At 43.2% G+C, this 25,737-nt stretch carries 23 protein-coding genes; 16 read left to right on the top strand and 7 right to left on the bottom strand.

Going from position 1 to position 25,737, the window contains the following annotated elements; genetic code table 11:
- Positions 1-68 precede the first annotated feature (68 nt).
- Positions 69-884, bottom strand: coding sequence for an adenosylmethionine decarboxylase (gene speD / locus LPY66_RS04850; protein WP_337986971.1), 816 nt, complete (start codon positions 882-884; stop codon positions 69-71).
- 279 nt (positions 885-1,163) lie between these two features.
- Between speD and murI the strand changes: the two genes are divergently transcribed.
- Positions 1,164-1,934 (top strand): glutamate racemase, encoded by a 771-nt coding sequence (murI, locus tag LPY66_RS04855; RefSeq protein WP_337986972.1) that lies wholly within the window; start codon positions 1,164-1,166, stop codon positions 1,932-1,934.
- A gap of 7 nt (positions 1,935-1,941) precedes the next feature.
- Here the strand turns inward: murI and LPY66_RS04860 are convergent, their stop codons facing one another.
- Together LPY66_RS04860 and crcB are read right to left on the bottom strand one after the other, a co-directional pair.
- Positions 1,942-2,286, bottom strand: coding sequence for a DUF190 domain-containing protein (locus LPY66_RS04860; protein WP_337986973.1), 345 nt, complete (start codon positions 2,284-2,286; stop codon positions 1,942-1,944).
- 66 nt (positions 2,287-2,352) lie between these two features.
- The gene (gene crcB, locus LPY66_RS04865; protein ID WP_337986974.1) at positions 2,353-2,739 is read right to left on the bottom strand and encodes a fluoride efflux transporter CrcB; all 387 of its coding nucleotides are present in this window, start codon (positions 2,737-2,739) and stop codon (positions 2,353-2,355) included.
- Between the two features lie 276 nt (positions 2,740-3,015).
- On the opposite strand from crcB, the gene LPY66_RS04870 reads away from it, so the two are divergent.
- From LPY66_RS04870 to LPY66_RS04880, 3 genes are read left to right on the top strand one after another with little or no spacing between them, the layout of a single operon-like run.
- Positions 3,016-3,258, top strand: a complete 243-nt coding sequence (locus LPY66_RS04870) for a FeoA family protein (protein ID WP_337986975.1) — start codon at positions 3,016-3,018, stop codon at positions 3,256-3,258.
- A gap of 5 nt (positions 3,259-3,263) precedes the next feature.
- A complete protein-coding gene (feoB, locus tag LPY66_RS04875) occupies positions 3,264-5,285 on the top strand; it encodes a ferrous iron transport protein B (RefSeq protein WP_337986976.1) in 2,022 nt (673 codons plus the stop codon).
- A gap of 50 nt (positions 5,286-5,335) precedes the next feature.
- Positions 5,336-5,611 carry a FeoC-like transcriptional regulator gene (locus LPY66_RS04880; RefSeq protein ID WP_337986977.1) on the top strand — a complete coding sequence of 92 codons (276 nt, stop codon included), beginning with the start codon at positions 5,336-5,338 and terminating at the stop codon, positions 5,609-5,611.
- Between the two features lie 219 nt (positions 5,612-5,830).
- Here LPY66_RS04880 and LPY66_RS04885 read toward each other — a convergent pair whose 3' ends face one another.
- Complete coding sequence (locus LPY66_RS04885; RefSeq protein ID WP_337986978.1) at positions 5,831-6,565, bottom strand: LolA family protein; 735 nt, start codon at positions 6,563-6,565, stop codon at positions 5,831-5,833.
- Positions 6,566-6,875: 310 nt separating this feature from the next.
- On the opposite strand from LPY66_RS04885, the gene htpG reads away from it, so the two are divergent.
- Together htpG and LPY66_RS04895 are read left to right on the top strand one after the other, a co-directional pair.
- Entirely contained in the window at positions 6,876-8,750 is a 1,875-nt protein-coding gene (htpG, locus tag LPY66_RS04890; RefSeq protein ID WP_337986979.1) for a molecular chaperone HtpG, read from the top strand.
- 157 nt (positions 8,751-8,907) lie between these two features.
- A complete protein-coding gene (locus LPY66_RS04895) occupies positions 8,908-9,624 on the top strand; it encodes a ZIP family metal transporter (protein WP_337986980.1) in 717 nt (238 codons plus the stop codon).
- On the opposite strand, the gene LPY66_RS04900 is transcribed toward LPY66_RS04895, so the two are convergent.
- Together LPY66_RS04900 and LPY66_RS04905 are read right to left on the bottom strand one after the other, a co-directional pair.
- Complete coding sequence (locus tag LPY66_RS04900) at positions 9,602-11,164, bottom strand: sensor histidine kinase (protein WP_337986981.1); 1,563 nt, start codon at positions 11,162-11,164, stop codon at positions 9,602-9,604. The genes LPY66_RS04895 and LPY66_RS04900 overlap by 23 nt on opposite strands.
- Positions 11,165-11,183: 19 nt before the next feature.
- A complete protein-coding gene (locus LPY66_RS04905) occupies positions 11,184-11,864 on the bottom strand; it encodes a response regulator transcription factor (RefSeq protein WP_337986982.1) in 681 nt (226 codons plus the stop codon).
- 253 nt (positions 11,865-12,117) lie between these two features.
- On the opposite strand from LPY66_RS04905, the gene metH reads away from it, so the two are divergent.
- Positions 12,118-15,684, top strand: a complete 3,567-nt coding sequence (gene metH / locus LPY66_RS04910; RefSeq protein ID WP_337986983.1) for a methionine synthase — start codon at positions 12,118-12,120, stop codon at positions 15,682-15,684.
- Positions 15,685-15,910: 226 nt separating this feature from the next.
- On the opposite strand, the gene LPY66_RS04915 is transcribed toward metH, so the two are convergent.
- Entirely contained in the window at positions 15,911-16,696 is a 786-nt protein-coding gene (locus LPY66_RS04915; RefSeq protein WP_337986984.1) for a hypothetical protein, read from the bottom strand.
- A gap of 265 nt (positions 16,697-16,961) precedes the next feature.
- Between LPY66_RS04915 and nrdR the strand changes: the two genes are divergently transcribed.
- From nrdR to LPY66_RS04960, 9 genes are all read left to right on the top strand, one after another.
- Complete coding sequence (gene nrdR, locus LPY66_RS04920; protein ID WP_337986985.1) at positions 16,962-17,420, top strand: transcriptional regulator NrdR; 459 nt, start codon at positions 16,962-16,964, stop codon at positions 17,418-17,420.
- A 135-nt stretch (positions 17,421-17,555) separates the two neighbouring features.
- Entirely contained in the window at positions 17,556-19,679 is a 2,124-nt protein-coding gene (locus LPY66_RS04925) for a ribonucleoside triphosphate reductase (RefSeq protein WP_337986986.1), read from the top strand.
- A 16-nt stretch (positions 19,680-19,695) separates the two neighbouring features.
- A complete protein-coding gene (locus LPY66_RS04930) occupies positions 19,696-20,373 on the top strand; it encodes an anaerobic ribonucleoside-triphosphate reductase activating protein (RefSeq protein WP_337986987.1) in 678 nt (225 codons plus the stop codon).
- A gap of 62 nt (positions 20,374-20,435) precedes the next feature.
- Positions 20,436-20,921: a GNAT family N-acetyltransferase gene (locus LPY66_RS04935; RefSeq protein ID WP_337986988.1), complete on the top strand. Its 486-nt coding sequence runs from the start codon at positions 20,436-20,438 to the stop codon at positions 20,919-20,921.
- A 172-nt stretch (positions 20,922-21,093) separates the two neighbouring features.
- Entirely contained in the window at positions 21,094-22,077 is a 984-nt protein-coding gene (gene sppA / locus LPY66_RS04940; protein WP_337986989.1) for a signal peptide peptidase SppA, read from the top strand.
- Positions 22,078-22,093: 16 nt separating this feature from the next.
- The gene (locus LPY66_RS04945; RefSeq protein ID WP_337986990.1) at positions 22,094-22,630 is read left to right on the top strand and encodes an RDD family protein; all 537 of its coding nucleotides are present in this window, start codon (positions 22,094-22,096) and stop codon (positions 22,628-22,630) included.
- Between the two features lie 314 nt (positions 22,631-22,944).
- Positions 22,945-23,481, top strand: a complete 537-nt coding sequence (gene lepB / locus LPY66_RS04950; RefSeq protein WP_337986991.1) for a signal peptidase I — start codon at positions 22,945-22,947, stop codon at positions 23,479-23,481.
- A gap of 145 nt (positions 23,482-23,626) precedes the next feature.
- Entirely contained in the window at positions 23,627-24,496 is an 870-nt protein-coding gene (locus LPY66_RS04955; protein WP_337988025.1) for an SGNH/GDSL hydrolase family protein, read from the top strand.
- A 90-nt stretch (positions 24,497-24,586) separates the two neighbouring features.
- Positions 24,587-25,717, top strand: a complete 1,131-nt coding sequence (locus LPY66_RS04960; protein ID WP_337986992.1) for a glycoside hydrolase family 113 — start codon at positions 24,587-24,589, stop codon at positions 25,715-25,717.
- The last annotated feature ends 20 nt before the right edge of the window (positions 25,718-25,737 follow it).

Raw genomic sequence — 25,737 nt, forward strand, 5'->3', positions numbered from 1 at the left:
CAATGGGGACGTAGACTTTGTCCCCTTGGCATAGAAAAAGGGGACAAAGTCTACGTCCCCATTGTCTCCTAGAATATGTTCCGGCCGGAGAAAATCTCCGTCATTTCGTGTTTGATTCGTTGTTTGATTCTTCGGCGTTTGCTTGAAGAAAGTTCATCTTTCTCCGCACCGAACAGATAGTGATCCAGATCAAATTCCTTTAGAAGCATTTTTGTATTAAAAATATTATCTTGATAAACATTAACGTCGATCATTTGGTATCGGTTCCGGGTTTCCTCTGAAATAAAGTTCTGAATTGAATTGATCTTATGATCAATAAAATATTTTCTACCGGTGATATCCCGTGTGAATCCCCGAACGCGATAGTCGATGATCGCAATATCAGGTTCAAAACTGGTTATCAGATAATTCAGGGCTTTCAATGGTGAAATATGGCCGCAAGTTGAGACATCAATATCTGCTCGAAATGTACTGATCCCTTTGTCAGGATGGTTTTCTGGATAGGTATGGACAGTGATATGACTTTTATCTAAATGTCCTACTAAGGCTTGGGAATCGGGACCTGGAGACTCCGTGTCTGTTATTTCAATACCATGCTGACTAATAATTTGATTTTCGGCAACGAGCATGGTTACGCTGGCACCCTGTGGGTCGTAATCCTGATTAGCGACATTTAAAATATTTGCTTCGATTATTTCAGCCACCGAGGTGAGAATTTTGACAAGGCGATCGGCATTATATTCTTCATCAATATACTCGATGTACCGTTTATGTTGGTCTTGGCTTAAAGCGTAACAGATGTCATAAAAATTAAAGCTCAGTGTTTTAGTGAGGTTGTTAAATCCATACAGTTTTAATTTCTTGTTTATCGGCTTTATTTGCATTAATATCCACCACTTTTTCTTTCAGCTTCGGCAACAACTTTTAGTCTATTATACATTTTTTTGACCATTTTCTATATATAATCGTCATATTTTATAAATTATTTCACCCATCATATTTTATTAGGTACTTAAATAATTCTGTGCTCTGTATTTTGTGTCTTATTTCATGGTTATGCTATTACCATGGTTAACCATAAAAGAATATCTTCTGTATCCTTTGTATCAGCAAGTTTATGGTATATAATTTATAGGAATAATTCGTGATGGTGAGTGAAGTAAATGAGGATTGGTTTTTTTGACTCCGGAGTCGGAGGCATCACGGTTCTTTATGAGGCTTTAAAACAATTGCCGCAAGAGGATTATATTTATTATGCGGATACCGATCATGTTCCATACGGGACGAAAAGCAAGGAAGACGTGCTGCGTTACGCTTTGGAAGCGGTTGAATTTATGGCAGCCGAGGGGATTAAGGCTTTGGTTGTCGCTTGTAATACGGCGACAAGCATTGCGATAAATACACTGCGGCAACGGTATGATTTCCCTATTCTAGGTATGGAACCGGCAGTAAAGCCTGCTGTAGAAAAGTGCTGTTCGAAAAGGATCTTGGTCATGGCAACGCCATTGACACTTAAAGAAGAAAAGTATCAAAACCTTGTTACCCGTCTAGACCACGATCATTTAGTCGACGGCCTGGCATTGCCTGAACTTGTTACCTATGCTGAGGAATTTCAATTTGACCCAGATGAAATAAAAACCTATTTAAGGAGTAGACTTAACGGTTATGACCTCGACCAATATGGTACAGTCGTGCTCGGCTGCACGCACTTCCCCTATTTCAAAGGAATTTTGAAGCAGTTATTTCCTGAAGGCACCAATATCATTGATGGGAGCGCGGGTACGATCTGCTATTTAAAAACGGTTCTGGGGCAAAGGAACCTCCTGTCTTCCAGCGGCCAGGGGAATATTTTGTTTTACTCCTCCGGCAGAAGGGAACCCTTAAATTCGAGGTATACTCACTATCTTGATTATCTTCACCATTCTAAAATCTAAGGGAGAATCATCTCCCTTTTTTAGGTGAATACCTTCTGACTTCCAGATCCTCGACGGTTATTAGGCCTTCCTGAACAGCATCATCCAAGAATGCGAGAAATTCCTTTAAGTATTCGGCGCTGTCAATGACCTCGACGATAATTGGTAAATCACTGGACAAGTCCAGTATTTTCGATGTTTTGATTCGAGAGTTAGCACCAAAACCTTCGAGGCCCTTAAAAACTGTGGCTCCGGCCAGTCCCAACTCCTTGGCCTTTAAAACTATGGCGTGGTAAAGATTTACACCATGATATTTGCTGGCTTCTCCGATATAAATCCGAATTCTTTGGGCTTGACCGGATATTTTAACCATTAGGGATCCTCTCCTTATTAACATTAACACATACAAATTAATAACATGATAGTTTCTAATGCCAGTTTACTTCACAATTAGTTTTGTTAGAACCATCCCAAGCCATACCGCCAGCAGACCGACGACGAGACTGCCGATGCTGTTGAATAACGCAGTCTTTACATCCCCGCTCTTAATGATATTCAGAGTCTCCAGACTAAAGGTGGAAAAAGTTGTGAATGCGCCAATAAAACCAACCGATAGAAATAAACGGGTATTAGAACTCAGGATAAGGTTTTCGACACCGAGAACATAAACAATTCCTATAATGAAACATCCCAGCATATTGACGGCAAAAGTACCCCATGGAAATGCGTATAGAAATTTCTGAGAAATCCAGCTTGACATGGCATAGCGTGCGACAGCGCCAAATGCCCCGCCGAGACCGATGACGAGGTATACTGACAAATTCAAAAGAAACCATCCCTTCCGCACGGATTAAAGTGATATTCCCCAAAAGTATATTAGCAGTATAGCATTTATTACTGCCGGATGACAACGCAATGGTTTTTCTAAAAAGGATACCGTTATTACTATCTGATTTTAAATTTAGAGTACACTGTTATTTAACAAATTTCGAATAAATAAATTGACGAAAAGGGCAATTTGAGTTATATTATGAACGAAGATGATAATCATTATCACTAAAAAATTATATATGGTTTGACTCTGTTTAAGGAGTGAAAAAAGATGTTAACCAATGACCAACTAACCATGGATAAGATACCTGTCGAAACGAAAGCGAAAATTGTGAGAATCAATATGGACAGACTGCTTAAGAAAAAGTTGACTGATATGGGTTTGATTGCAGGTACTGAATTCAGAGTCGATGGACAGGCGCCATTAGGTGATCCGATCAAGATCTCGATCCGGGGTTATCAACTGGCGATCAGACGAAGTGATGCCAAAAAAATTGACGTGGAAAAGATTTGATGCACATGAAAAATAACAATTTCACAATTGCTTTAGTCGGAAATCCAAATTGTGGCAAGACAAGTTTATTCAATGTTTTGACCGGTTCCAGACAACATGTCGGCAACTGGCCGGGAGTAACCGTTGAAAAAAAAGAGGGAACCGCGTTTTTGAATGGCAGAGAGATAACCGTCATCGATCTTCCGGGAACATATAGTTTTTCGGCAAGTTCTGAGGACGAAATCGTTGCTGTTGCGTACATTATGGATGAAAAACCGGATATGATCATCAACGTCATTGATTCAGCCAACTTGGAACGCAACTTGTACCTGACACTACAGCTTATAGAAATGAACATGCCCTTAGTTGTTGCTTTGAATATGACAGATGAAGCAGAAAAGAAAAATATCTACATCAATAAAGAAAAGCTCTCGGCAACACTCGGTGTTCCGATTATTAATACGGTAGCAACAAAGAATATCGGTATACAAGAACTTCTGGAAGCTGCTTTAGCTGAAGATACACTGAAGAGAACTTCTGTACTTGATTATTGGAAGGGATTGATTAACGAATTTAAACCGCTGACAGATGCATTTGCGGATACAGGCAGCTTCGATAAAGAAACGAGAACCTATTTAGCCATGCGGGCGTTGGAGGATGACGCTTATGCAAAGAATCTTATCGATAGTAATGCGTCACTCAGAGAAATTATTCAAAACGAAAAAAAGATGGTCAACGATCGCTTGGGGTTCGAGCCGGCGATGGTTATTGCCGATAAACGGTATAGTTGTATTGCAGAGATTATCGAAGCCAGCGTTCGGAGAGAAAAAACAGTAAAAAAAGATATCACAGACATGATCGATACGGTAGTCACAAACAAATGGCTGGGTATTCCTTTATTTTTTGGAATTATGTTTGTTCTCTATCAGTTTACGATGGGATTTGGCAATAATTTTCTAGGCGGCTATGTCGAGCTGGCTTTTCAGATGTTAGCTCAGTGGGTTTCTGTACTTATGGCGGAATCGCCGCTTCTGCTTCGTTCATTTGTAAGCGATGCCCTTATTGGCGGGGTCGGTTCCGTACTCGTATTTGTTCCGTTGATGTTTACAATGTATTTTCTAATCTCTTTTCTTGAGGATAGCGGCTATATGGCACGTGCGGCGTACGTCATGGACCGGTTAATGCAGGCGGTAGGTCTCCACGGCAAAACTGCCGTGGCGATGATTGTGGGCAGTGGCTGTAATGTTGCTGGAATTATGTCTACGCGGACTTTGGATACCCGGAAGGATAGAATGATCGGGATACTCATCAGTCCGTTTATCTCCTGCAGCGCCAGGCTTCCGGTATATGCGCTGTTTGCAGGCGCTTTTTTCAAGGACATAAAAATCGGTTTTTTACCCGTTGCCGGCTTGGTGATTTTTTCACTCTACCTGCTTGGTATTATTGTTGCTGTCGCAGCCGGGAAGTTGCTCAGCAAGACGGCATTTAAACAGGAAAAGTCTTATTTTGTTATGGAACTTCCGCCTTACCGCATGCCGACATTAAAGAGCTTGTTCCGTCATATGTGGGAAAAAACAGAGTCCTTCGTTAAAAAAGCAGGCACGACGATCTTGGGTATTGTCATTTTGCTTTGGGCGCTGTCGGTTTTCCCGTTTGGTGTTGAGCCTGGAAGCGCAGAGAGCGTTTTGGGCAAGATCGGTGCGGCTATTGCACCCGTATTATCGCCCGCCGGCTTTGGAAGTTGGCAGTCCGCGGTATCTCTTGTCGTCGGAATCGGAGCCAAGGAAGCCATCATTGCGACGCTGGGGATGGTTTACGGAACGGGAGAGAACACCCTCAGTGCAATTTTACCACTCTATTTCACTCCGCTTTCGGCCTACGCGTTCATGGTTATGACGCTGCTCTACTCACCCTGTGCCGCTACCATCGCGATTATTAAGAAAGAGACTAATTCTTGGCAATGGGCGATACTTTCGGTAGCCTATTCACTGATAATCGGCTGGACCGCGGCGACGCTGATCTATCAGCTGGGATCATTAATCGGGTAATTAGTCAAGGCAAAATATAAATAAAAATAGTTATATAAGCGGAGGAAATCATGCTGATCAGAGTACTCAAAGAAATTGCAGGAAAGGAAACAAATTCTCTTACCGGTTTAGCCAAGAAGATGAACCTTCGTGTTGATATGTTAGTCCAGATGTTAAAGAATCTGGAGCGAATGGGATATCTCGAGTTTGATGATGCTTCCTGTGCTGACGATACATGCAGAGAATGCGGCGTATGCTGCACGAAGAAAAATAAAGAGGATAAGCAAATCAAAGAGATCGTGACGGGACAGTGGAAGCTTACGGAAAAGGGCAGAGGAGCTATCTGATTTCTTCACATATTCAGACTTGCACAGTACCACACGTCATTTTCAAGCTGACGTCTGTCGTTTGGGGCGAAGTTATAGGGCCCTCTGTTATGGGATAGGGTGCCTTGCTTAGTTAAACGAAGGTATCGCTAACACTACTCTTTTTGTAGGTCTGCGATACCTTCGTTCTTTGTTTACCATTTCTATTTACTGGATAAAAGCAATATTAGTCAATAAATTTTACTCCGCTTCAGGCATGGCCTGATTCATCAGGTCGTTCATATCCATCACTTCTACACCCGACGGAAGATCAAAGGTGCTGTCGGGTACCGTTCCGGTACCAATTTTAATATTTTTAAATTCCATGGTTATTGTTTTTCCGTCCACTTCCTGTTGGACTTTTACGATCATGCCGTTTTCTTCATTGATCCATTCCTTGGCGTTGAATTCTTCGCTGCTTACTGTAATAACTCGGCATTTCATACCATTGACCGTTTCTGTGCCGTTGACGGTATAGGCGGTATCCGTCAGCCCATTAGCATAATCCAAAGGGGTTGCGTTGTCTACACCTTCATATTCCGGAATTTTTACTTTAAAGGCCATATTTTGCATAATGGTGATGCATTCACCGCTGGCAAAGTCGAAATAAGAGGTGCCTTTGACACCATTCATCGTGGTTTCGGCTTTCATTTTCTTATTTTTATACCAGACCTTGCTGTCGGCAGTTGTTCCGTCGCCAACCATAACGAGTTCATAGGACATTTCGTTAATTGTCTGGCCTTTGCTGATAAGTTCAGCAACAATTGTCTTATCATCTTTCACGGTCTGGGTTTGTTTGGGTGTTGACGTTGCAGACTGAGACGACGATGACTGATTCTGGTCTGCAGTTTTCCCCCCGCCGCAGCCTGAAAGAATCCCGGCACACAACAAGATAATCACCAATAGATAAACAAGGCTTATTTTTCTTTGTGACATCAGATTTCCTCCCTAAAAATAGAATGAATGTCGTATACGCCATCAAACTGATTCCATAACAATCAATGACCTTGAGAATAGATCGGAACGGCACTAATACATTATGTTTGGTGCGACTGTTATATTCGAGTTAGGATCTTATTGAATTGAGATATTATTTTCGTTAAGACCATTTAAAAATCCTTTTTTTAGAAAATATAAATCAATACGTTACATTTATTTAGCATTCTGTGTAGAACATGGTATAATATTTAAAGTTAGCCATTAATGATGCAGAAGCATCGCATAACACATTTTGGGAGGGTTGGTAATGATGAATAACAATGTTGAAACCCGAGAGTTTCAGACAGAAATCACACAGCTGTTGGATATTGTTATTAATTCTCTCTATACAGAAAGAGAGATATTTTTAAGAGAACTCATATCCAATGCAGCGGACGCTACGGAAAAACTGCGCTATTGCAGACTCACCGAAAATGAGACCTGTGAAGCGGAGCAGCCTCTAGAAATTTATATTGATACGGATGAAGAGGCCCACACCATCACAATCACCGATAACGGTATTGGTATGACTCACGAAGATCTGATTGAAAACCTTGGTACGATTGCCCATTCCGGCTCCAAAGAATTCATTAAGCAGTTGACGGAGTATGGGAAAGTAGGGCAAGGAAATACCGATTTAAGCCTGATCGGGCAGTTTGGGGTTGGTTTCTACTCGGCTTTTATGGTTGCCGATACAGTGACAATCTACACGCGTTCATTCCGCCCGGGGTCTGAAAGCTGGATATGGACCTCTCAGGGGACCGGCAGCTATTCCATTGAACCGGGTGATCAGACAAATTATGGGACAAAGATCGTTCTCCATTTAAAAGAAAACGCCTATGATTTCTGCAAAGCAGATGAAATCAATCGGATCATCAAGCAGTACTCAGGCTTTGTTCCTTATCCGGTCAAAGTCAACGGCGAGAAGGTCAATACCGTACAAGCTATCTGGACGAAGAATGCCTCGGAAATCAGCGATGAGGAATATACCGAATTTTATAAATACATCGATAATGCCTATGACGAACCGTTATATCGGATGCATTTTACTGCGGATGCACCTTTGGCTATTAAAGCACTGCTTTTTGTCCCAGGCGAAAATTTTGAACGGTTTGGTTTTAGCAAAATGGAACGCGGCGTGAACCTCTATTGTAAAAAGGTAATGATCCAGGAAAAATCCGAAGCGATCGTTCCCGAATGGATGCGTTTTGTCAGGGGGGTCATAGACAGTGACGACCTGCCGCTGAATATCTCCAGAGAAACGCTCCAGGACAATGCGCTGATAGCGAAGCTTAACCGTGTCGTCACAGCGCGATTTTTGAAATTCCTTGAGGAAAAGGCCAAGGATGATGCCGCTAAATATAATGATTTCTGGAGGAAATTCGACAAATTCCTGAAAGAAGGCGCTGCTTCGGACTATACGCATTGCGACGCCTTGGTCCGATTGCTTCGTTATGAATCCAATATGACCGGCGAAGGTGAGTTAATCTCATTGGAAGACTACGTCAGCCGGATGAGAGACGAACAAAAGGCAATTTATTATGTCAGCGGAGCAAACCGGCAGGTCATTGAGTCTGGCCCCTATCTGGAAATATTCAAGGATAAAGGAATCGAAGTGCTCTATACGTATGAACCGATCGACGATTATATCCTCAGCAACTTGCCTGACTTTAAAGGCAAGAAAATGATTGCGGCTGAACAGGACAGCGCTGATTTGCCGGATATGCCTGAGGAGGACAATGCCAGCGCAAGTGAAATCCAAGGGGATGAGCTTAATGAGTATCTCGAATGGTTTAAACAAACATTGGGTGATAGAGTCACTGAGGTTCGTGCCTCTAAACGATTAGTGGACAGTCCAGCGGTGGTGTTAAGTGCTTATGGTACTCACAGCATGCAGAAGATGATGCAAATCGTCAATAAAGACTTGAATAACATTCCTGCAGGAATCTTGGAGATCAACAGCAAACATCCCGTAATTAAGGGTATCAATGAACTCCGAAAATCCGGTGACCTTTTCGCGTCTGCAGCAGCCGAACAGGTTCTTGAAAATTCACAGATCGCAGCCGGTCTCATCATTGATCCCAGCAGTATGGTCAACCGGCTATACAGCATTCTGGAAAGAGCGGTCGAGAAAAAGAACTGATTGAAGCATACCATGAAATAAAAGTACCCGCATAGAAAGACTGCCTGTCGTGAACGATTACGCATATCGAACCGGGCAGTCTTTTTTTATTATTAAAATCATTGTTATTTTATCTGTTAGATGATATCATGTATGACGCCAATAACTATATTTCGGAGTGATCTTTATTTCTATTCTGCTTTACGGATTGATAGCGGGACTCATTACCGGTCTGGGCGCGGTCATATCCATTTCAATCAAAAACATTACGCATAAGATTCTCTCGGTTTCCTTAGGCTTTGCTTCCGGGATCATGATCGGAATATCGGCCTTAAGTCTCATTCCGACAAGTTTGAATATGAGCAACGCGGGCATTACCATTGCAGGATTTGTCGCTGGGGGGCTTTTTCTGTTCATGGTCGATATTTTTATGCCGCATATTCATAAGGTCGAGGCAGATTGGGACGGATATGCCAAGATGGGCTACTTTATCGCGCTGGGCATCGCCTTGCATAACCTACCTGAGGGGATCGCTATCGGTGCGACTAGTGAAGTGTCGTATCATATGGGCCTGGTGACAGCGGTAACGATCGGTTTACATAACATTGCCGAAGGTCTTTGCGTAGCTATGCCGTTGTGTCTTAGTAACGTTCGAAAAAGCAAGATTGTTATCATTACGACAATGACCGGTTTATCGACTGTCGTTGGTACCGCCATGGGGATGCTCATCGGGAATATTTCGACGATTTTTATTGCGTTTTTCCTGGCGTTTGCGGCAGGGGCAATGATTTACATCACCAGTGATGAGCTCATTCCAAAAAGTCATAGTTCACATAGTGAATATGCTAACGTGGGAATCATGCTGGGTTTTATTATTGCCTTAATCCTGTCATAACAGGAAAACTAATTCTAAAGCAAGTGCCCTCACCGCGTTGACTTTCAACGTGGATATCGCCGCCGCGATGACGAACAAGTTCAGAGACAATGGCCAGGCCCAAACCGGAGCCCTGGCCTTTTTCGTGGGTCCGAGAGCGGTCTGAGCGGAAAAACCGTTCAAAGATATGAGGAATATCCTCGGGAACGATTCCTTCGCCGTTATCTTTAATGGAGAGGTGCAGCCTGCCCTTATCCATACCGGTATCGATCGAAATGATTCCGCCTGCTGAGGTATGCTGGATGGCGTTGTTAATTAGGTTGTACAGGATCTGCTTCAGCTCATCCGGCTTGAGGGGCAATAGCTGTTCACTATCCGGCGATTTCAGGTCATCCTCGGCAAGTGTCACGATATCTTTTCCATTGAGCATGAGGATACGATCATGCAGCAGGGGGGTAAGTAACGGGAGCAATTCCGGCAGAATATCACCCAGACTGGACGTATACCGGACCAGACCATCGGTGCTCTCTTCCTGGGTGATCCGATTAAGGGTTAATAGTCCTTCCGTCAGTCGGATGAGACGTTCAGTTTCAATAAGCATAGTTTGATGGGCGGTTTCCAGGGTTTCTTTATCTGTGGTTCCGGTCCGCTGTAATATTTCTAAAAATCCCCTGATCGATGTCAATGGCGTACGAAGTTCATGCGATGCATCGGCTATAAATCGTGCCATTCGATTCTTGGCTGAACGTTCGGTTTTCAGAGCATTTTCCATTTGGCCAAGCATATGGTTAAGTGTTTCCCGAAGCTGCAGAATCTCGGAGGCGGCATTACTCATCGTGGGAAGACGCAGGTCGTAGCGGCCGTTGGCAATTTTGCGGGCAGTAGAGGAGATGATCAGCAGCGGTTCTAATGGTTTTTGCAGGGCAAGTGCGGTCAAAAAGGTACTGAGCAGGATAATAATAATCGCATTGAATACAAAACTACGGAGGTTCTTGTTTAATATCGCTTCCTCTTGGGTTAATGGTTCACCGATCAGGGCATAACCGGCATAAGCCGGAGCTGTAGCAGGCTTCTCCATCTGAAGACTGTTTAACGAAGTCGGCGTGTTTAATATCGTTGTAGCCAAAAACATATAGTTGACCTTTTTATCATCCTCATAAGTGAAGCATTCGCCGGTTCGTGCCTTTTCCGCAAGATCAAATGGCAAACCGCTGCTATTCAAATTAGGGATAGAGCTTTGTTGTCCGTAACTGTAAACAATCGATTTGAGTGTGTAATCGCTGGTATAAAAGGCTACAAAATTCCCTGGACGAAGTTCCGCAAATCTACCGGGAGGAAGCTCATCGTTTAGAATCCATCCCGGCATGTTATTCTTAATGGAAAAGTAGTCCGATAGCAAATTTTGCTCGACACTCTGATAGAGTGAATTCTTAATAGAATTATATTGGATAAAGCCAATCATCGAAAAAAAGATAATATGACAAATCCAAAAACGGACCAGAAGCTGGCCGACCAGGGATTTTCGCCAAATATTCAGATTCTCCAGTGGATGGACTTTCATAAAACAGCTCCTGTCGTCACTAAGCTTCGGTCTGAAGGCGATAGCCTAAACCGCGAACCGTTTTGATGATGTTATGATCAAAATCTTCAAGCTTCTCACGCAAATAACGAATATAAACCTCAACGATGTTATCTTCACCTTCAAAATCATAACCCCAGATATGATTCAAAATCTGCTCCTTGCTTAACGTTTGGTTGGTGTTCCATAAAAGATAGGATAGAAGCTTATATTCGGTTGGGGAAAGTTGAAGGGGGTGATTATCCAGCAGAATCATCTTTTTTAGCTCGTCCACTGTAAAGCGCCCAATCTCTTTTTGTCCCGACAAGTCAGGAAAACGGTTGCGTAGCTGGACCTCAATCCTGGCCAAGAGTTCTTCAAAATGAAACGGTTTAACTAAATAATCATGCGCACCCAGACGAAGACCTTTGACAATGTCTGATGAAGTGTCTTTTGCTGTCAGCATGATCATCGAAGCTCCGGATATTTCTGGGATGATCTCACATAATTCGTATCCGTCCATAACCGGCATCATAATATCGAGAATGATTACATGGGGTTCGAACTCAGGTATAGTATCCATCGCTTTTTTCCCGTTTTCTGCAGCGCGCACATCGTACCCTTCTTGTTTAAGTCCCATGGTCAGCATTTGACGAATCGAAGCGTCATCATCGACAATCAGTATTTTAAATTTGTTGGCCAAACCAAATCCCCCCTATTGATACAATGAATATATACCATTAATCTGAAAAGAAACTGAATGATTTCAATGATTTTTGCATGTTTATTGTCTTGCTAACCTCATTTTAATAACAGGATGATGATCTTACAACTTTTTTTCTGTACGAATTCTTAAACGGGTGATACAATAAAGGATAAATCTTTAAACCCGGAGGCTGAAAATATCACAGCTGTATATTGGGTTTGAATGAAAAAATGAATTGGAGATGGTGTTGATGAGTAAACAAACCTTAATAGACCTAATTGCGGAAAAAGTGCTGGTCATGGACGGCGCAATGGGTACCATGCTCCAAATGAAAAATCTATCGACAGCCGACTTCGGCGGACCTGAAAGCGAAGGGTGCAATGAGATCCTGATCTTGACTCGTCCTGATATCATACGAGGGATTCATGAGGCGTATTTGGAAGCCGGAGCCGATATCATTGAGACGAATACATTTGGCGGGACACGAATCGTCCTGGATGAATATGGGCTTGGTCAAAAGGATATTACGATTAATACTGCGGCCGCGCGGCTGGCATGTGAAGCTGCTGAAAAATGGTCTACGCCGGACAAACCGCGTTATGTGGCGGGATCAATCGGCCCAACAACTAAAATGCTATCGCTTTCTGTGGATATAACGTTTGCAGAAATGGAAGAAGCGTATTACCGACAAGCGCTGGGATTACTCCAAGGCGGGGTTGATCTGTTTGCAGTGGAAACATGTCCGGATACATTGAATATCAAGGCCGCTGGGTGTGGTATTAATCGGGCAGCAGCTGAGGTCGGTCGTGGTGTTCCGCTAATTGTATCAGTAACCATTGAACCAACAGGCACGATGCTTGCCGGACAAAATATAGAAGCGTTATATATTTCTATCGAACATTTAAAACCGCTTGCGGTAGGGATGAACTGCGGGAGCGGGGCAGACCAAATGACAGGTCATTTAAGAACGATAGCGGGAATAGCTTCTTGTGCAGTTAGCTGTTATCCGAATGCGGGACTGCCTGACGAAGAAGGGGGATATCGGCAAACGCCGGAAGAGTTCGCAGATAAAATGACCCGTTTCGCTGAAAATGGGTGGCTCAATATTGCAGGCGGATGCTGCGGCACCACTGACAAGCATATTCAGGCATTGGCTAGGGCTTTATCAGGCTGCAAACCGCGCCCAACCGGGTTATCTCTGAAAAGCAGTGTATCTGGGCTGGAACCACTCTGGCCTGAAGAGGAAAACCGTCCCCTGATCGTGGGTGAAAGAGCGAATGTGATTGGCTCTAGAAAATTTAAGGAGTTGATTGCTGAGGGACGGTATGAAGAAGGGTCGGAGATTGTTCGGAACCAGATTAAGAAGGGTGCTCAGGTTATTGATATTTGTGTCGCTAATCCCGACCGTGATGAGCTTCAGGATATGATCCGTTTTCTCCCGCAGGTTGTCAATAAGGTCAAAGCGCCATTGATGCTTGATACGACGGATCCACAGGTTTTAGAAGCAGGACTTCGTATGGTCCAGGGTAAAGCAATTATCAACTCAATCAATCTGGAGAACGGATTGGAACGCTTTAATGATGTTGTGCCGCTAGTGAAGAAATACGGTGCGGCTGTCGTTGTCGGGTTGATCGATGAACAGGGGATGGCACTGACCAGAGAACGAAAACTGGCAGTTGCCGAACGCGCGTATAACCTGCTGGTCAGCCAATTCGGACTATCCGCTGCGGACATTATTTTCGATCCGCTGACCTTCCCGGTTGGCACCGGGGATACTCATTATTTGGGCTCAGCTGTGGAAACAATCGAAGGACTTCGTCTGATTAAGAAAAAATACCCGGAATGCAAAACGATCCTGGGCGTCAGTAATGTCTCGTTTGGTCTGCCTGCCGCAGGCAGAGAAGTATTGAACGCTGTTTTTGTCTATCATAATACGCTGGCCGGATTAGACTATGCCATCGTCAATGCCGAAAAGTTAGAACGCTATGCATCCATTCCGCAGGCAGAACGGAAACTGGCTGCGGAGCTGCTTTTAACTACAAATGAACAGACATTAAAAGCTTTTACGGATTACTACCGGGAGAAACAGACCGTAGAAAAGACATCAATAGCGACGCTTACACTTGAAGAGCGGTTAGCCTCGTATATCGTTGAAGGAACGAAGAGCGGGCTGGAAAGCGACCTGCAGCAGGCAATGCTGAAATACACACCGCTGGATATTATCAATGGTCCGCTGATGAAAGGAATGGAGGAAGTTGGAAGGCTGTTTAACCAGAACCAACTCATCGTCGCCGAGGTCCTGCAGAGTGCCGAGGTCATGAAAGCGGCTGTGACCATTTTAAAACCGCATATGGCAAAAGCGGAAGAAGCAATTAAAGGCAAGATTCTTTTAGCTACGGTCAAAGGCGATGTTCACGATATCGGAAAGAATTTAGTTGAAATCATTCTATCAAACAACGGTTATCAGGTTATCAACTTGGGGGTCAAAGTCAGCTCTGAGCAATTGATTGCGGCGGCAAAACAAGAACAGCCGGATGCTATCGGGCTATCCGGATTGCTTGTCAAATCGGTACAGCAGATGCTTTTGACGGCTCAAGATCTGCAGGCTGCCGGTATAGCCTTGCCTTTGATACTCGGTGGAGCGGCATTATCCCGAAAATATACCGAGGAAAGGATTGCACCGCTATACGGCGGACCGGTACTTTATGCCCGGGATGCGATGGACGGTCTAAACTTACTTAATCACGTAATGAAAAATAGTGAAAATAACCCCCACGCTAAGTATACGGCAATTGCGGAGACCCAAACGCGTATAAAAACAGTAACAGCAGCTAATGAAAAAGCGCCTGATCCCGTTCCGGAAACCGATTTGGAGGAGTCAACCGACCATACAGCAAACCCGTGGGAGTTTCCGCTATATCGACCGCAGAGCACGGATCGTTACCTTATGCGGGATTATCCGCTGGAAGAACTGATACCAGCGCTTGATTTGCCCTTTATCCTCCGACGTTATCTTGGGGTCAAAAGAAATCCGCATCACCTGTTGAAAGAAGAATTGAATACGGCGGCCCAAGCGCTGGCTGCAGCACAAGCACACGATCAGAACCAGCTCAGGTTCGAAGAATATTTGTGTATTGTCGAGGATTTTCTTAAGGAAATTGCTGAGAAGAAATTGATCACCGTCCATGGTGTCTATGCCATTTACCCTGCATACGCTGCAGGCAATTCCATTTGCATTCTTGATTCCAGGGACGGCCAATCTGTTCTGGAGGAATTGCGCTTTCCGCGACAGCACAAAGCGAATGGGGAAAAAGGTCTGTGTCTGGCTGACTTTATCAGGCCACAGCCTGAAATTATAGGCAACGGAACGGTGCGAGACATCGCGGATTCGGATTACATCGGTATCTTTGCGCTAACAGCCGGCAAGGGTATCAGGGAAAAGGCGCATGCTTACAAGGAAGAAGGGGAGTATTTAAAATCCTTCTTGCTTCAAGTGCTGGCACTGGAACTAGCCGAAAGTTTTGCGGAAAAAATGCATGAAATTATACGCCAAGCTTGGGGCATAGAGATGCGCACAACGTTAACCAACGCCAATGGTTCAGCAGGGAAACGCCCCATAACATATCAAGGTATCCGGGTTTCACCGGGTTATCCAATATACCCGGATCTGGAGGAACAGGGCAAACTTTTCAGGCTTCTCAAACCGCAGGATATTGGGCTGGAACTAACGGAGAGTTGGATGATGGATCCGGAGGCTTCGGTTACTGCCGTTGTTTTTTCACATCCCAATGCCAGGATTTTCAATATTTTACGGTAATATTCTATAAGTTGCCAACAAATTGAGGTATAATCAAAGACCGTCCCTAATCTTGCAAGTGATTTGAGGGCGGTCTTTTTTATTATTCATTTGTTCGATCGTATTTTTTTATAATATTCCCAGCATTGGCAGCTATGATCAGCCTTAAAGTCGTGGATTCAGATGTTTTATAGGTGTTTTCTTATTGTGACAGGTTATTTGCTGATTGTCATAGCATTGAATTTGTTTAATAGTCAAAATTATAGCGCCTTCTGCTAAACAGACTGGATTGATAAGACGTATCCACGTTAGGACCTAAACCCTGTGATTCATGAAAAATCGGTGAATTTGGCTGTTCCGGCGCTGGAGGAAAGTGTGGAACCTGTGATGGCTGATGCTGATTAACCGAATGCGTTCCCGGGTTCGTTGGTGGACTCGTTATTGGATTTGGTATTTCCGATGGGAGATGAAAATGATTGCTGTAGTTAAGCAGCGTGTTTCTGTTTCTTCTTCCGAACAGCCCTGAATTTCCCGAAGGCCCAGCGTTGTGCCTTGTTTTAGAATTTTTTGTATCCTTGCGTTTATTTTTTTTGTTTTCTTTTTTTCGCGAACTAAAAATGCGGGCTAGACCTTTTTTGTTTACGGATTGAATTGACTCCTGAAGCGGCTGATCAGAGGATGTCGTCTGGGATGGCGGATTGGAGGAATCGGAAGTTGGCACTAGGGTTGATAAATTTGACGGCAGTGTCTTTACGGGCGTTCCAGGAACTCCGAGAAGTGTTGAAAGATTTCCTTTAAACAGCACGTTATTAATCATGGGGTAAGCGACACGGTTAAACAAAAATGTTCCGCTTCTGCGGGCGAGAGGGATGCCAACCTTTTTAGCCAGCGGAAGTCCTATTCTTTTAGCCAGAGGGATACCGACTTTTTCTGTTAGAAAAGGGCTAATTTTGGCTGTGATGTAGGGCTGGAGCTCTCTCATAATAATCGGAGCTGCTTTTTGTATAAGATAAGAGGATTGTTCAAGAGCCATAATAATTTCCTCCTTGTGGTTATAATGGTAAATAATTACATTAAAGCATATGCGCCATATGGGGTTGTGTGTTTGTACACCATAAATTTAAGTGTAAATAATCGTCAATACCAAAAAGAAAGCAAAACGTAAGCATAATCGATCTATCGGCAATTATTTGGATAAAAACGCCTTAGAAAGCTATTGCTTACTAGATATAGTATTGGTAAAATAAAACATATACAATATATAGGTTGATACTACAGCTATAGGAAGGATGAGGGTATTGCGCTGTCCTTTTTGTCAGAGTGATGATACTAAAGTACTGGATTCCAGGCAGATCGAGGAAGGAACAGCTATCCGACGCAGACGGGAATGTGATGTCTGCACCAAACGATTTACGACATACGAACGATATGAAGATTTCCAATTGAGTGTTGTGAAAAAGGATGGTCGAAGGGAACTATTTTCTCGGCATAAGCTCTTGTCTGGTTTAAACAGGGCTTGCGAAAAACGGCCGGTTTCCGCTGAACAATTGGAAACAATGGCTACCGATATCGAAAGAGAAATGCGCGATTTGAACGATCGTGAAGTACCCAGTGAACTTATTGGTGAAGCCGTCATGAAACGATTGTTTGAAATCGATGAGATTGCCTATATTCGTTTTGCTTCGGTTTATCGGCAGTTTAAAGATATTCAGAAGTTTATGGAAGAATTGAACGGACTGGTAAAACGACGCAAGTAAACTTCTGGCACTTCATTTACACGCCAAGTCGAACACGATGAGAACAAGGTATTTACAGTGATACAAACCATTATATCACTCAGTATTCTTTAGGTTTGCCTATTTACAAAATATAGAGAAGCGGGAGGATACACCATGTATGTTATGAAAAGGGATGGAAGAAGAGAAATATTTAATCAGGAAAAGATTTTGAAAGCGGTTGAAAAAGCGTTCATTGCCACTGAAACACCAAATGTCTCGCATTGGGCAAAAATTGTTACTGACAGAGTACTTTTTGAACTCGAAGCGGTTTACAGTAAGAACGAAGGATTTCCGATCGAACTGATTCAGGATAAAGTTGAAGACATCCTCATGCATACAGGGAATACGAATGTGGCCAGAGCCTATATCCGGTATCGCTTCCAACATGAAATTATTCGCAACCAGGAAAACGCGAAAAACGATAATAATAAACTATTTTCTGAATACCTGGGTCTTGGGACCTGGGAAATCAAAGAAAACTCGAACATGGGGTTTTCAGTTCAGGGTCTGAATCGCTTTGTCACCAGCAAAGCAACAAATGCTTTCTGGCAATCCCTGCTGCCTGCAGAAGTAGGTAAAGCGCATGACTCCGGAGCCATACATAACCACGATATGGGAGATCTTGCGCCCTACTGTGTTGGCTGGGATCTTAAAGATCTTCTACTCGTCGGCTTCAGAGGAGCTGAAGGCAAGACGACATCCAATCCGGCTAAGCATTTTCGTTCGGCACTGGGCCAAATTGTTAATTTCGTTTATACGCTGCAAGGGGAAGCTGCCGGTGCTCAGGCCCTTTCCAGTTTTGATACCTATTTAGCTCCTTTTGTCCGAGCTGATAATCTAGATTATAACCAAGTAAAACAAGGTATTCAGGAATTTATATTCAATGTCAACGTTCCAACCCGGGTGGGCTTTCAGTCTCCGTTTTTCAATATTACGCTCGATGTAAGGGCCGGCGAATCGGCAATTAAAGACGAGCCGGCTGTTATCAACGGCAAATTCTTGGATACACCTTACCGGGACTATCAGGCGGAGATGGATATCATTAATCTCGCTTTCTGTGAAGTCATGCTGGAAGGCGATGCCGATGGCAATGTCTTCAGCTTCCCAATTCCGACGTATAATATTACCAAGGGGTTTGACTGGAACAGCGAGGTATCCCGAGCGATTTTCAAAATGACAGATAAATATGGCATACCGTATTTTGCCAACTTTATCAATTCCGATATGAATCCGGAGGATGCCAGGAGTATGTGCTGTCGCTTAAGATTGGATAACCGTGAGCTTAGAAAGCGCGGCGGCGGTCTTTTTGGTGCGAATCCATTGACTGGAAGTATTGGGGTGGTTACCTTGAATCTTCCGCTTTATGGCTATCTGGCTAAAGGCAATTGGGATCAGTTCATCGCGTTGATTGATAATCATATGAACATTGCGCGCGGCTCACTCCAGACCAAACGCAAAACGTTGGAAATTTTAACAGATAACGGCTTGTATCCTTATACCAAGTTTTATTTGAGAGATATCAAAAAGCGTTTCGGCAAATATTGGACGAACCATTTCTCCACCATCGGTTTAGTTGGAATGAATGAAGCTATCCGCAATTTTACCAGCGATGCTGACGACATTACCACTGTTTTCGGACAGAATTTTGCCAAGGAAACACTCAACTACATGCGTGATCGAATCCAGCAATTCCAGGAAGAGGACGGCGATCTATATAATTTGGAAGCTACGCCGGCTGAAGGCACCAGTTACCGATTAGCCAGGATCAATAAGAAAGATTATCCGGATATCATCACTGCGGGTGATAATGAACCGTATTATACCAACTCCACGCATCTGCCTGTGGGCTATACCAGCGATCTTTTCCGAGCCGTAGAACTGCAGGATGACCTCCAGACACTGTATACCGGCGGGACTGTGCTCCACGGTTATCTGGCCGAGAGTCTGGATGATCTTGCCGTTGCGAAAGCGGTAGTGCGCAGGGTATTTGAAAACTACGAGCTGCCTTATTTCACCCTAACCCCGACCTTCAGTATTTGTGAGAATCATAAATATCTCAAGGGTGAACATTTTACCTGCCCGGAGTGTGGCAGAGAAACCTTAGTTATGACCCGTGTCACCGGATTTTATCGTCCGATTTCCGCAATGAATCCCGGCAAACAAGAAGAGAAACATCAAACCGTTAAGTACCGAATTGCCGGCGTAACGCCAAGTCTTTTCGATGGTGTAGCGAAATAATACTTTGGTGAATAATATGTTGATGCATTTAGAACCATTTTCTTTAGTGGATTATCCCGGGCATATTGTAGCAACGGTCTTTTTCGGCGGCTGTAATTTCCGGTGCGGCTATTGCCATAATCCCTCTTTGGTCCATATCACGGAGAAGTCTCAGACTTCTCCGTCTGCTGTGGTTGCATTTATGAAATCCCGGAAGGGCTTATTGGATGGTGTTTGTCTCACCGGTGGCGAGCCTTTGCTATCGATTGATCTGCTGCCTTTCGTCAGAGAAATCAAAGAGCTTGGATTCAAAGTAAAACTCGATACAAACGGAAGTAATTTGGAAAAACTTCAGGAAATCGCTGGGTATTTAGACTATATTGCGATGGATGTCAAATGCCTCCCTGAAAAATACGACGCGTTGACCGGGTGCGCGAACAGCGGCAGTATGATAACCCGTACGATTAATTGGATAAAAAATAGCGGGATCCCCTATGAATTCAGAACAACGGTGCTTCCAGTGTGGCATCCCATTGAAGATCTGCATGCGATCAGGGAGTTTCTCGAGTCTGAAACAACGTGGGTACTGCAGCAATTCCATCAGCCACCGCCACCTCAGGCAGTTTTGGATGGCATGATCTATGAGGGTTACTCTGAGGTTTGGCTTAAGGAAATAGGAAAGATATTAAACTGCTCTGTGCGTGGTACTCGGTAAGTAATGATGACTCAGGGTGAAAGAAAAATAAGGACATATTCTCAACTAAGGAGCATCGAATCATGGCAATGATAATAAGAGAATTTCAGAACGCGGATGTACCGGCGATGGTTGCTATTTGGAATCACGTTGTCGACGAAGCGAATGCCTTTCCGCAAATGGAAAAATTGACAGAAGGCGATGCTAACGAATTTTTTGCTTCCCAGACGTTTACGGGAGTAGCGCTATTAGATGACAACATTGTCGGATTATACGTATTGCATCCCAATTATATTGGACGCTGCGGTCATATCGCCAATGCGTCTTATGCCGTTGATAGAACTTTTCGGGGCTTGCATATGGGCGAAGAACTGGTACGGCATTCGATAAAAATGGGGCGGAAATCCGGATTCCAGTTACTGCAATTTAATGCGGTTGTCAGTACGAATGCCGGTGCGATTCATCTCTATGAGAAAATCGGATTTCATCGCGTAGGGGTAATTCCAAAAGGCTATTTGAATGGCTATGGAAATTATGATGATATTATCATTTATTACATCGAATTATAGTTATAATAATCCCTTTATCAATAGGGGACGCATCTTACAATGTCCGTCGAATTTTGGTTGTAATGATTTTAACGAAAGAAATCTCTTAACTTTGAAGTAGAAAAATCGAAAAGAATACACACTATAGTGTAGGTAAATAACCAACCACATGGTGAATAACCGGGAGGAAAGTATGAACAAAAAACGTTGGATTTCTTTAGCTGTCATTCTTGTTTTGCTGATCGTGTATATCCGAACTGATGTTATGGCGGGGGCAAAGAGAGCCGGTCTATGGAGTGAATCCCTGAACCCACTGGCTTCACAACCGTCATTTACTACGGAAACATATCAGGCCGGAATAGGTCAAACCATTGCTATTCTAAATGTTAACGGAACAATCCAGGATACGGGTGATACGCTCACCGGAACCAATAGCTATAACCATCAATTATTTTTAATGGAATTAGAGGATGCCTTCCAGAACCCTGATATTAAGGCCATCATCCTTGCCGTTAATTCACCGGGTGGTGGTGTCTATGAAAGTGATCAGATCTATCAGAAAATAAAAAGCCTCAAGGAAAGCTACGAAAAACCGCTTGTTGTTGCGATGGGTTCTATGGCAGCCTCCGGCGGTTACTATATTTCCATGCCGGCAGATAAAATCATAGCCAATCGCTATACAATGACCGGATCCATCGGCGTCATCCTGTCAACATATAACTATAGTGAGCTGGCAGAAAAAGTAGGCATCGAAGAAATAATCTTTAAGAGTGGGAAAAATAAGGATATTATGAATCCGATGCGTGACATGACGTCTGAGCAGATACAGATTATGCAGGCGATGATCAATGAGTATTACGGCTATTTTGTCGATATCGTCGCAGAGGGCAGACATATGGACCGCAAAACAGTCATCGGAATTGCAGACGGCAGGGTCTATACTGCCACCCAAGCAAAATCACTTGGACTAATTGACAGTATTGGTGATCTGGACAATGCCATCAGTGAGGCAGCAAAAATGATCAATGAAACAAGTCCAACAGTCATTCAATATAAAAATGAAGAAGGTTTCAATTTCGAGAGGCTTATCTATCAGGCTATGCCCTTGAATATGACGGGGGTTATAGAGGAATTGCAGAACAAGGCGGTGCCTACCGCGATGTACCTGTATCGCTAAAGGAAGGTGATCGAAAATGGAAATAGTGATCGATGAAAACATAAGCGAGCAAGTTATTCCCAACGAAAGTGTTATATCGTTAAGAGCAGCAGGCTTTTGGAGCCGGGTTGCGGCTTTTCTGTTTGATGTGATAGTCATCGGCATGAGCAGCCGGATATTTTTCAATTTAGTTTGGCCGTCCGGACTGGAAAACGCAGGGATCCAATCGTTTGTTATGGTCAATAGCCTTTTTCCGGGCATATGGGGCTCGTTGTATTTTGTGTTGATGACGAAATTCTTTGGGCAGACGCTGGGCAAAATGATTATGGGAATCCGGGTGGTCAACAAAGACGGACGTCCTTTAAGCTGGATCACTGTGGTGATGAGAGAAGTGGTTGGACGGACTATGTCACAGCTTTTAGGCAGCTATCTGGGCTATCTGGTTTGTGCGTTTCATCCCCGTAAACAGGGATTAACGGATATCATCAGTGATACGTACGTGGTCTATGTCCAAAGTCAGAAGGGCAGGGCAGTGGAGATTCCGGCACAATCAGCAATGAATGAAACAGTTTAATAACGATCTTGACCTATTAGCCTAGTACTCTGTAACACCTAATTACTTACATTATCGCCGGAGTAATGCAAGTTTTAGGTGTTACAAAGTACTGTTGAAATGGAGTTATGCAAAAGAAGAGGCCAACCCCGGGCTTCTATTTTCTTATTTGACGGGTAAAGTCCTGCAAGTTCCTTACAATTTATGGTATACTATATGTATTAGGAATCAATTAATCGTTAGATAAATCATCTGAGAAAGGCATGTTGAACGTTTATTTTGAGGAAGGTTGTGATGGATTGAAACGCATAGTGACACGCGAATTCAGACAGAATATGGTTTTTCTTATTATTACAGTAATGATTTCTCTTTTAATACGGACGAATGTGGCTGTAGCGGCGTTTGTTCCAACAGGCTCAATGCTGCCGACGATTCAGCTTCAGGATCGTATTATCGTCGAGAAGATTACATATAAAGTCCAGGACATAACGCGAGGAGATATTGTTGTATTCCATCCGCCAGAGTATGTCCAAGCAAAGGGCCCGGATTGGGTAAAAAGAGTCATTGGGCTTCCCGGCGAACGTGTTGAAATTAAAAATGGGATGGTATACATTAACGATTACCCCCTTGAAGAAGACTATATATTAGAAAAGCCAACATATGATTATGGACCGATCGTTGTCCCCGCGGGAACTTATTTTGTGCTTGGGGATAATCGTAACGAAAGTCGTGACAGTCATGAGTGGGGAGTTTTAGCAAAGGAAAACATTATCGGCCGTGTCGTCTACACGATTTGGCCTATCGATCATATGGGTGCAATGACCCAAGCACAAAGCCTAACCGCTGATCCAATCATTACCACCGGTAATTAATAACTAATCGCGTATTCTCATTCTTGGTGCTTTTTCAAGACTATCTGAACCTGATTTTACTTGCTTTTAATGGAACAAAGGCTTTTAATATATATAAACGATTTAAATGCGAGTTCACATAAAGGAAGGGTGATCCAGCGTGGGTATGACGGATATATCGGATTTTACCGAAATCATGGAAATCATGGCTGATACTGATTCTGCTGATTTAGCAGACACAGAAGGCAAGGGTAATATTCATCATGCATGGGGTATGCCCATTGCGACAAATAACCTAAGCACATATATGAACGCGAAGAGTGATTATCGCTTTTTAGTTGTAGGGGATTCCATATCCAAAGGGGTTGTCTATAATGAAGACCAAGGTAAATATTCGATTCTCGACTCTAATTATGTTGCCATCCTTCAAAACAGTTTGAAAGGAATCATCTTTAATGCGGCAAAATTTGGAAATACTGTGAAACGGGGGATCGAACGGTTAAACCAGGACTTATCCAAAGCCAAACCGGATATTGTTCTGATTGAGTTTGGCGGCAATGACTGTGATTTTAATTGGAAACAAGTGGCCAGTGATCCGATGGCTGAACATATGCCAAATACAGATTTTAACGTATTTGCCAAGACCTTGAGAGAAACTATCCACGCCTTGAAAAATAATAATATTGTCCCCGTGCTTATGACCTTGCCCCCGTTGGATGCGGACAGGTATTTCCAGTGGGTCAGTAAAAACAGCACGGAACTGGGGAAAAACATACTGACTTGGCTTGGCAGTGTCAATAAAATTTATTGGTGGCAGGAACGCTATAATTCAGTGATTGTCAGTCTTGCTCAAGAAACCCGGACACGGTGGATCGATGTCCGCAGCGCGTTTCTTAAGACACCGGACTTTACACAATTACTGTGTATCGATGGGATTCACCCCAATGAAGCCGGACACAAAATTATTGCGCAAAAGGTTATCGACTATTTAAAAAGAGATTATTTATTTCTCTTGAAGGATACAACTTCAGGATAATACCAGGAAATTCTTTAGAACTGAAAGAATTTCTTGCTGTTTCCTGCATGAGTGGCATAGATAATTAAGGAGCTTGTAAAGAGTTTAATTATGTTCATTAATATATTCTTTAATCGGGTATCAGGCTTAAAGAATAACCGAATTCCTGTTCTTGTCTTTGTCTTATTCATTATTGCCCTTATTGTTGTGAAATTTGTCTTCATTGACATTGTGTATATTGGTCAGCAATATGAAAAGAACAGGATCATGACATCTTCGGGTGAGAAATTTAAATCAGGGAACTTATCTGTGGATTATTCGATAGATCAGACACTGCAAGATATTGAATCTCTTCAATTAAATACGGTGAACGTTCCGATTATCATCGATATCCCTTCTTTAACCTCAAACACGATGAGAATCAATGCCGAAAGTGAGAAGAAGGCAATAAAACTGATTCGGATGCTGCGATATCGGGGAATCAACGTGATCCTGGAGCCTTATCCGTATATCCAGAATGGGGAAAAGTATGAAACAGCGCTTTTGCCGGACAATGTGGATTTATGGTTTACAAACTGGAAGGCAGTTCTTCAGGAATTAATTCATGATGTGGCCAAGCCGAATAAGGTATACGCGATCTGCATCGGATCCAATTTTGAAAAATTTGAAGATCGGACAGATTATTGGACGGATGTTGCTGATTTTGTCCGTCAGGAATTTCAAGGAAAAATGACTTACCGTACGAACTGGTGGTATACGGCTGTATGGAACACAGACAACGATCCACAAAACGACACGTATACGCCGAAGTTAAATAATCCAATATTCGGCAAAGTCGATTTTATTTCTGTTGCTGCTTACTTCGAACTTTCTGACAAAGAAACCAATACGGTGGAGAATTTGATCAGCGCTATCTATAAAACGAAAATTTACAACAGAGAACAGAACATTTACAGTGAGTTAAAGAGTCTGTCAGGAAAATGGAACAAACCGATATTCTTTGGAGAATTAGGATTTCCGAAGCGGAATGGAGCCGCCACTCATCCTTGGAACCCAATCCCGACGGATATTATGAATGGCCAGGAGCAGGCTAATTGCTTTGAAGCATATCGGCGGGTATTCACCCCCGAGCCATGGCATATGGGTTTTTCAGTTTTTGCCATCGGCAAGATTGATTCGGAAAAAAACTACTACCCTAGTTTTCAAAGCGCTGAAATAATCAGGAAATGGTATATAGAATGACTAGTCCAAGGAGAAATATA

The organism is Dehalobacter sp. DCM (genome assembly GCF_024972775.1).
GTDB lineage: Bacteria > Bacillota > Desulfitobacteriia > Desulfitobacteriales > Syntrophobotulaceae > Dehalobacter.

Coding starts and splice junctions, on each gene's coding strand:
- speD (WP_337986971.1), bottom strand. CDS start 884: ATGCAAATAAAGCCGATAAACAAGAAATTAAAACTGTATGGATTTAAC.
- murI (WP_337986972.1), top strand. CDS start 1,164: ATGAGGATTGGTTTTTTTGACTCCGGAGTCGGAGGCATCACGGTTCTT.
- LPY66_RS04860 (WP_337986973.1), bottom strand. CDS start 2,286: ATGGTTAAAATATCCGGTCAAGCCCAAAGAATTCGGATTTATATCGGA.
- LPY66_RS04870 (WP_337986975.1), top strand. CDS start 3,016: ATGTTAACCAATGACCAACTAACCATGGATAAGATACCTGTCGAAACG.
- feoB (WP_337986976.1), top strand. CDS start 3,264: ATGAAAAATAACAATTTCACAATTGCTTTAGTCGGAAATCCAAATTGT.
- LPY66_RS04880 (WP_337986977.1), top strand. CDS start 5,336: ATGCTGATCAGAGTACTCAAAGAAATTGCAGGAAAGGAAACAAATTCT.
- LPY66_RS04885 (WP_337986978.1), bottom strand. CDS start 6,565: ATGTCACAAAGAAAAATAAGCCTTGTTTATCTATTGGTGATTATCTTG.
- htpG (WP_337986979.1), top strand. CDS start 6,876: ATGATGAATAACAATGTTGAAACCCGAGAGTTTCAGACAGAAATCACA.
- LPY66_RS04900 (WP_337986981.1), bottom strand. CDS start 11,164: ATGAAAGTCCATCCACTGGAGAATCTGAATATTTGGCGAAAATCCCTG.
- metH (WP_337986983.1), top strand. CDS start 12,118: ATGAGTAAACAAACCTTAATAGACCTAATTGCGGAAAAAGTGCTGGTC.
- LPY66_RS04915 (WP_337986984.1), bottom strand. CDS start 16,696: ATGGCTCTTGAACAATCCTCTTATCTTATACAAAAAGCAGCTCCGATT.
- LPY66_RS04925 (WP_337986986.1), top strand. CDS start 17,556: ATGTATGTTATGAAAAGGGATGGAAGAAGAGAAATATTTAATCAGGAA.
- LPY66_RS04930 (WP_337986987.1), top strand. CDS start 19,696: ATGTTGATGCATTTAGAACCATTTTCTTTAGTGGATTATCCCGGGCAT.
- LPY66_RS04935 (WP_337986988.1), top strand. CDS start 20,436: ATGGCAATGATAATAAGAGAATTTCAGAACGCGGATGTACCGGCGATG.
- sppA (WP_337986989.1), top strand. CDS start 21,094: ATGAACAAAAAACGTTGGATTTCTTTAGCTGTCATTCTTGTTTTGCTG.
- LPY66_RS04945 (WP_337986990.1), top strand. CDS start 22,094: ATGGAAATAGTGATCGATGAAAACATAAGCGAGCAAGTTATTCCCAAC.
- lepB (WP_337986991.1), top strand. CDS start 22,945: ATGGTTTTTCTTATTATTACAGTAATGATTTCTCTTTTAATACGGACG.
- LPY66_RS04955 (WP_337988025.1), top strand. CDS start 23,627: ATGACGGATATATCGGATTTTACCGAAATCATGGAAATCATGGCTGAT.
- LPY66_RS04960 (WP_337986992.1), top strand. CDS start 24,587: ATGTTCATTAATATATTCTTTAATCGGGTATCAGGCTTAAAGAATAAC.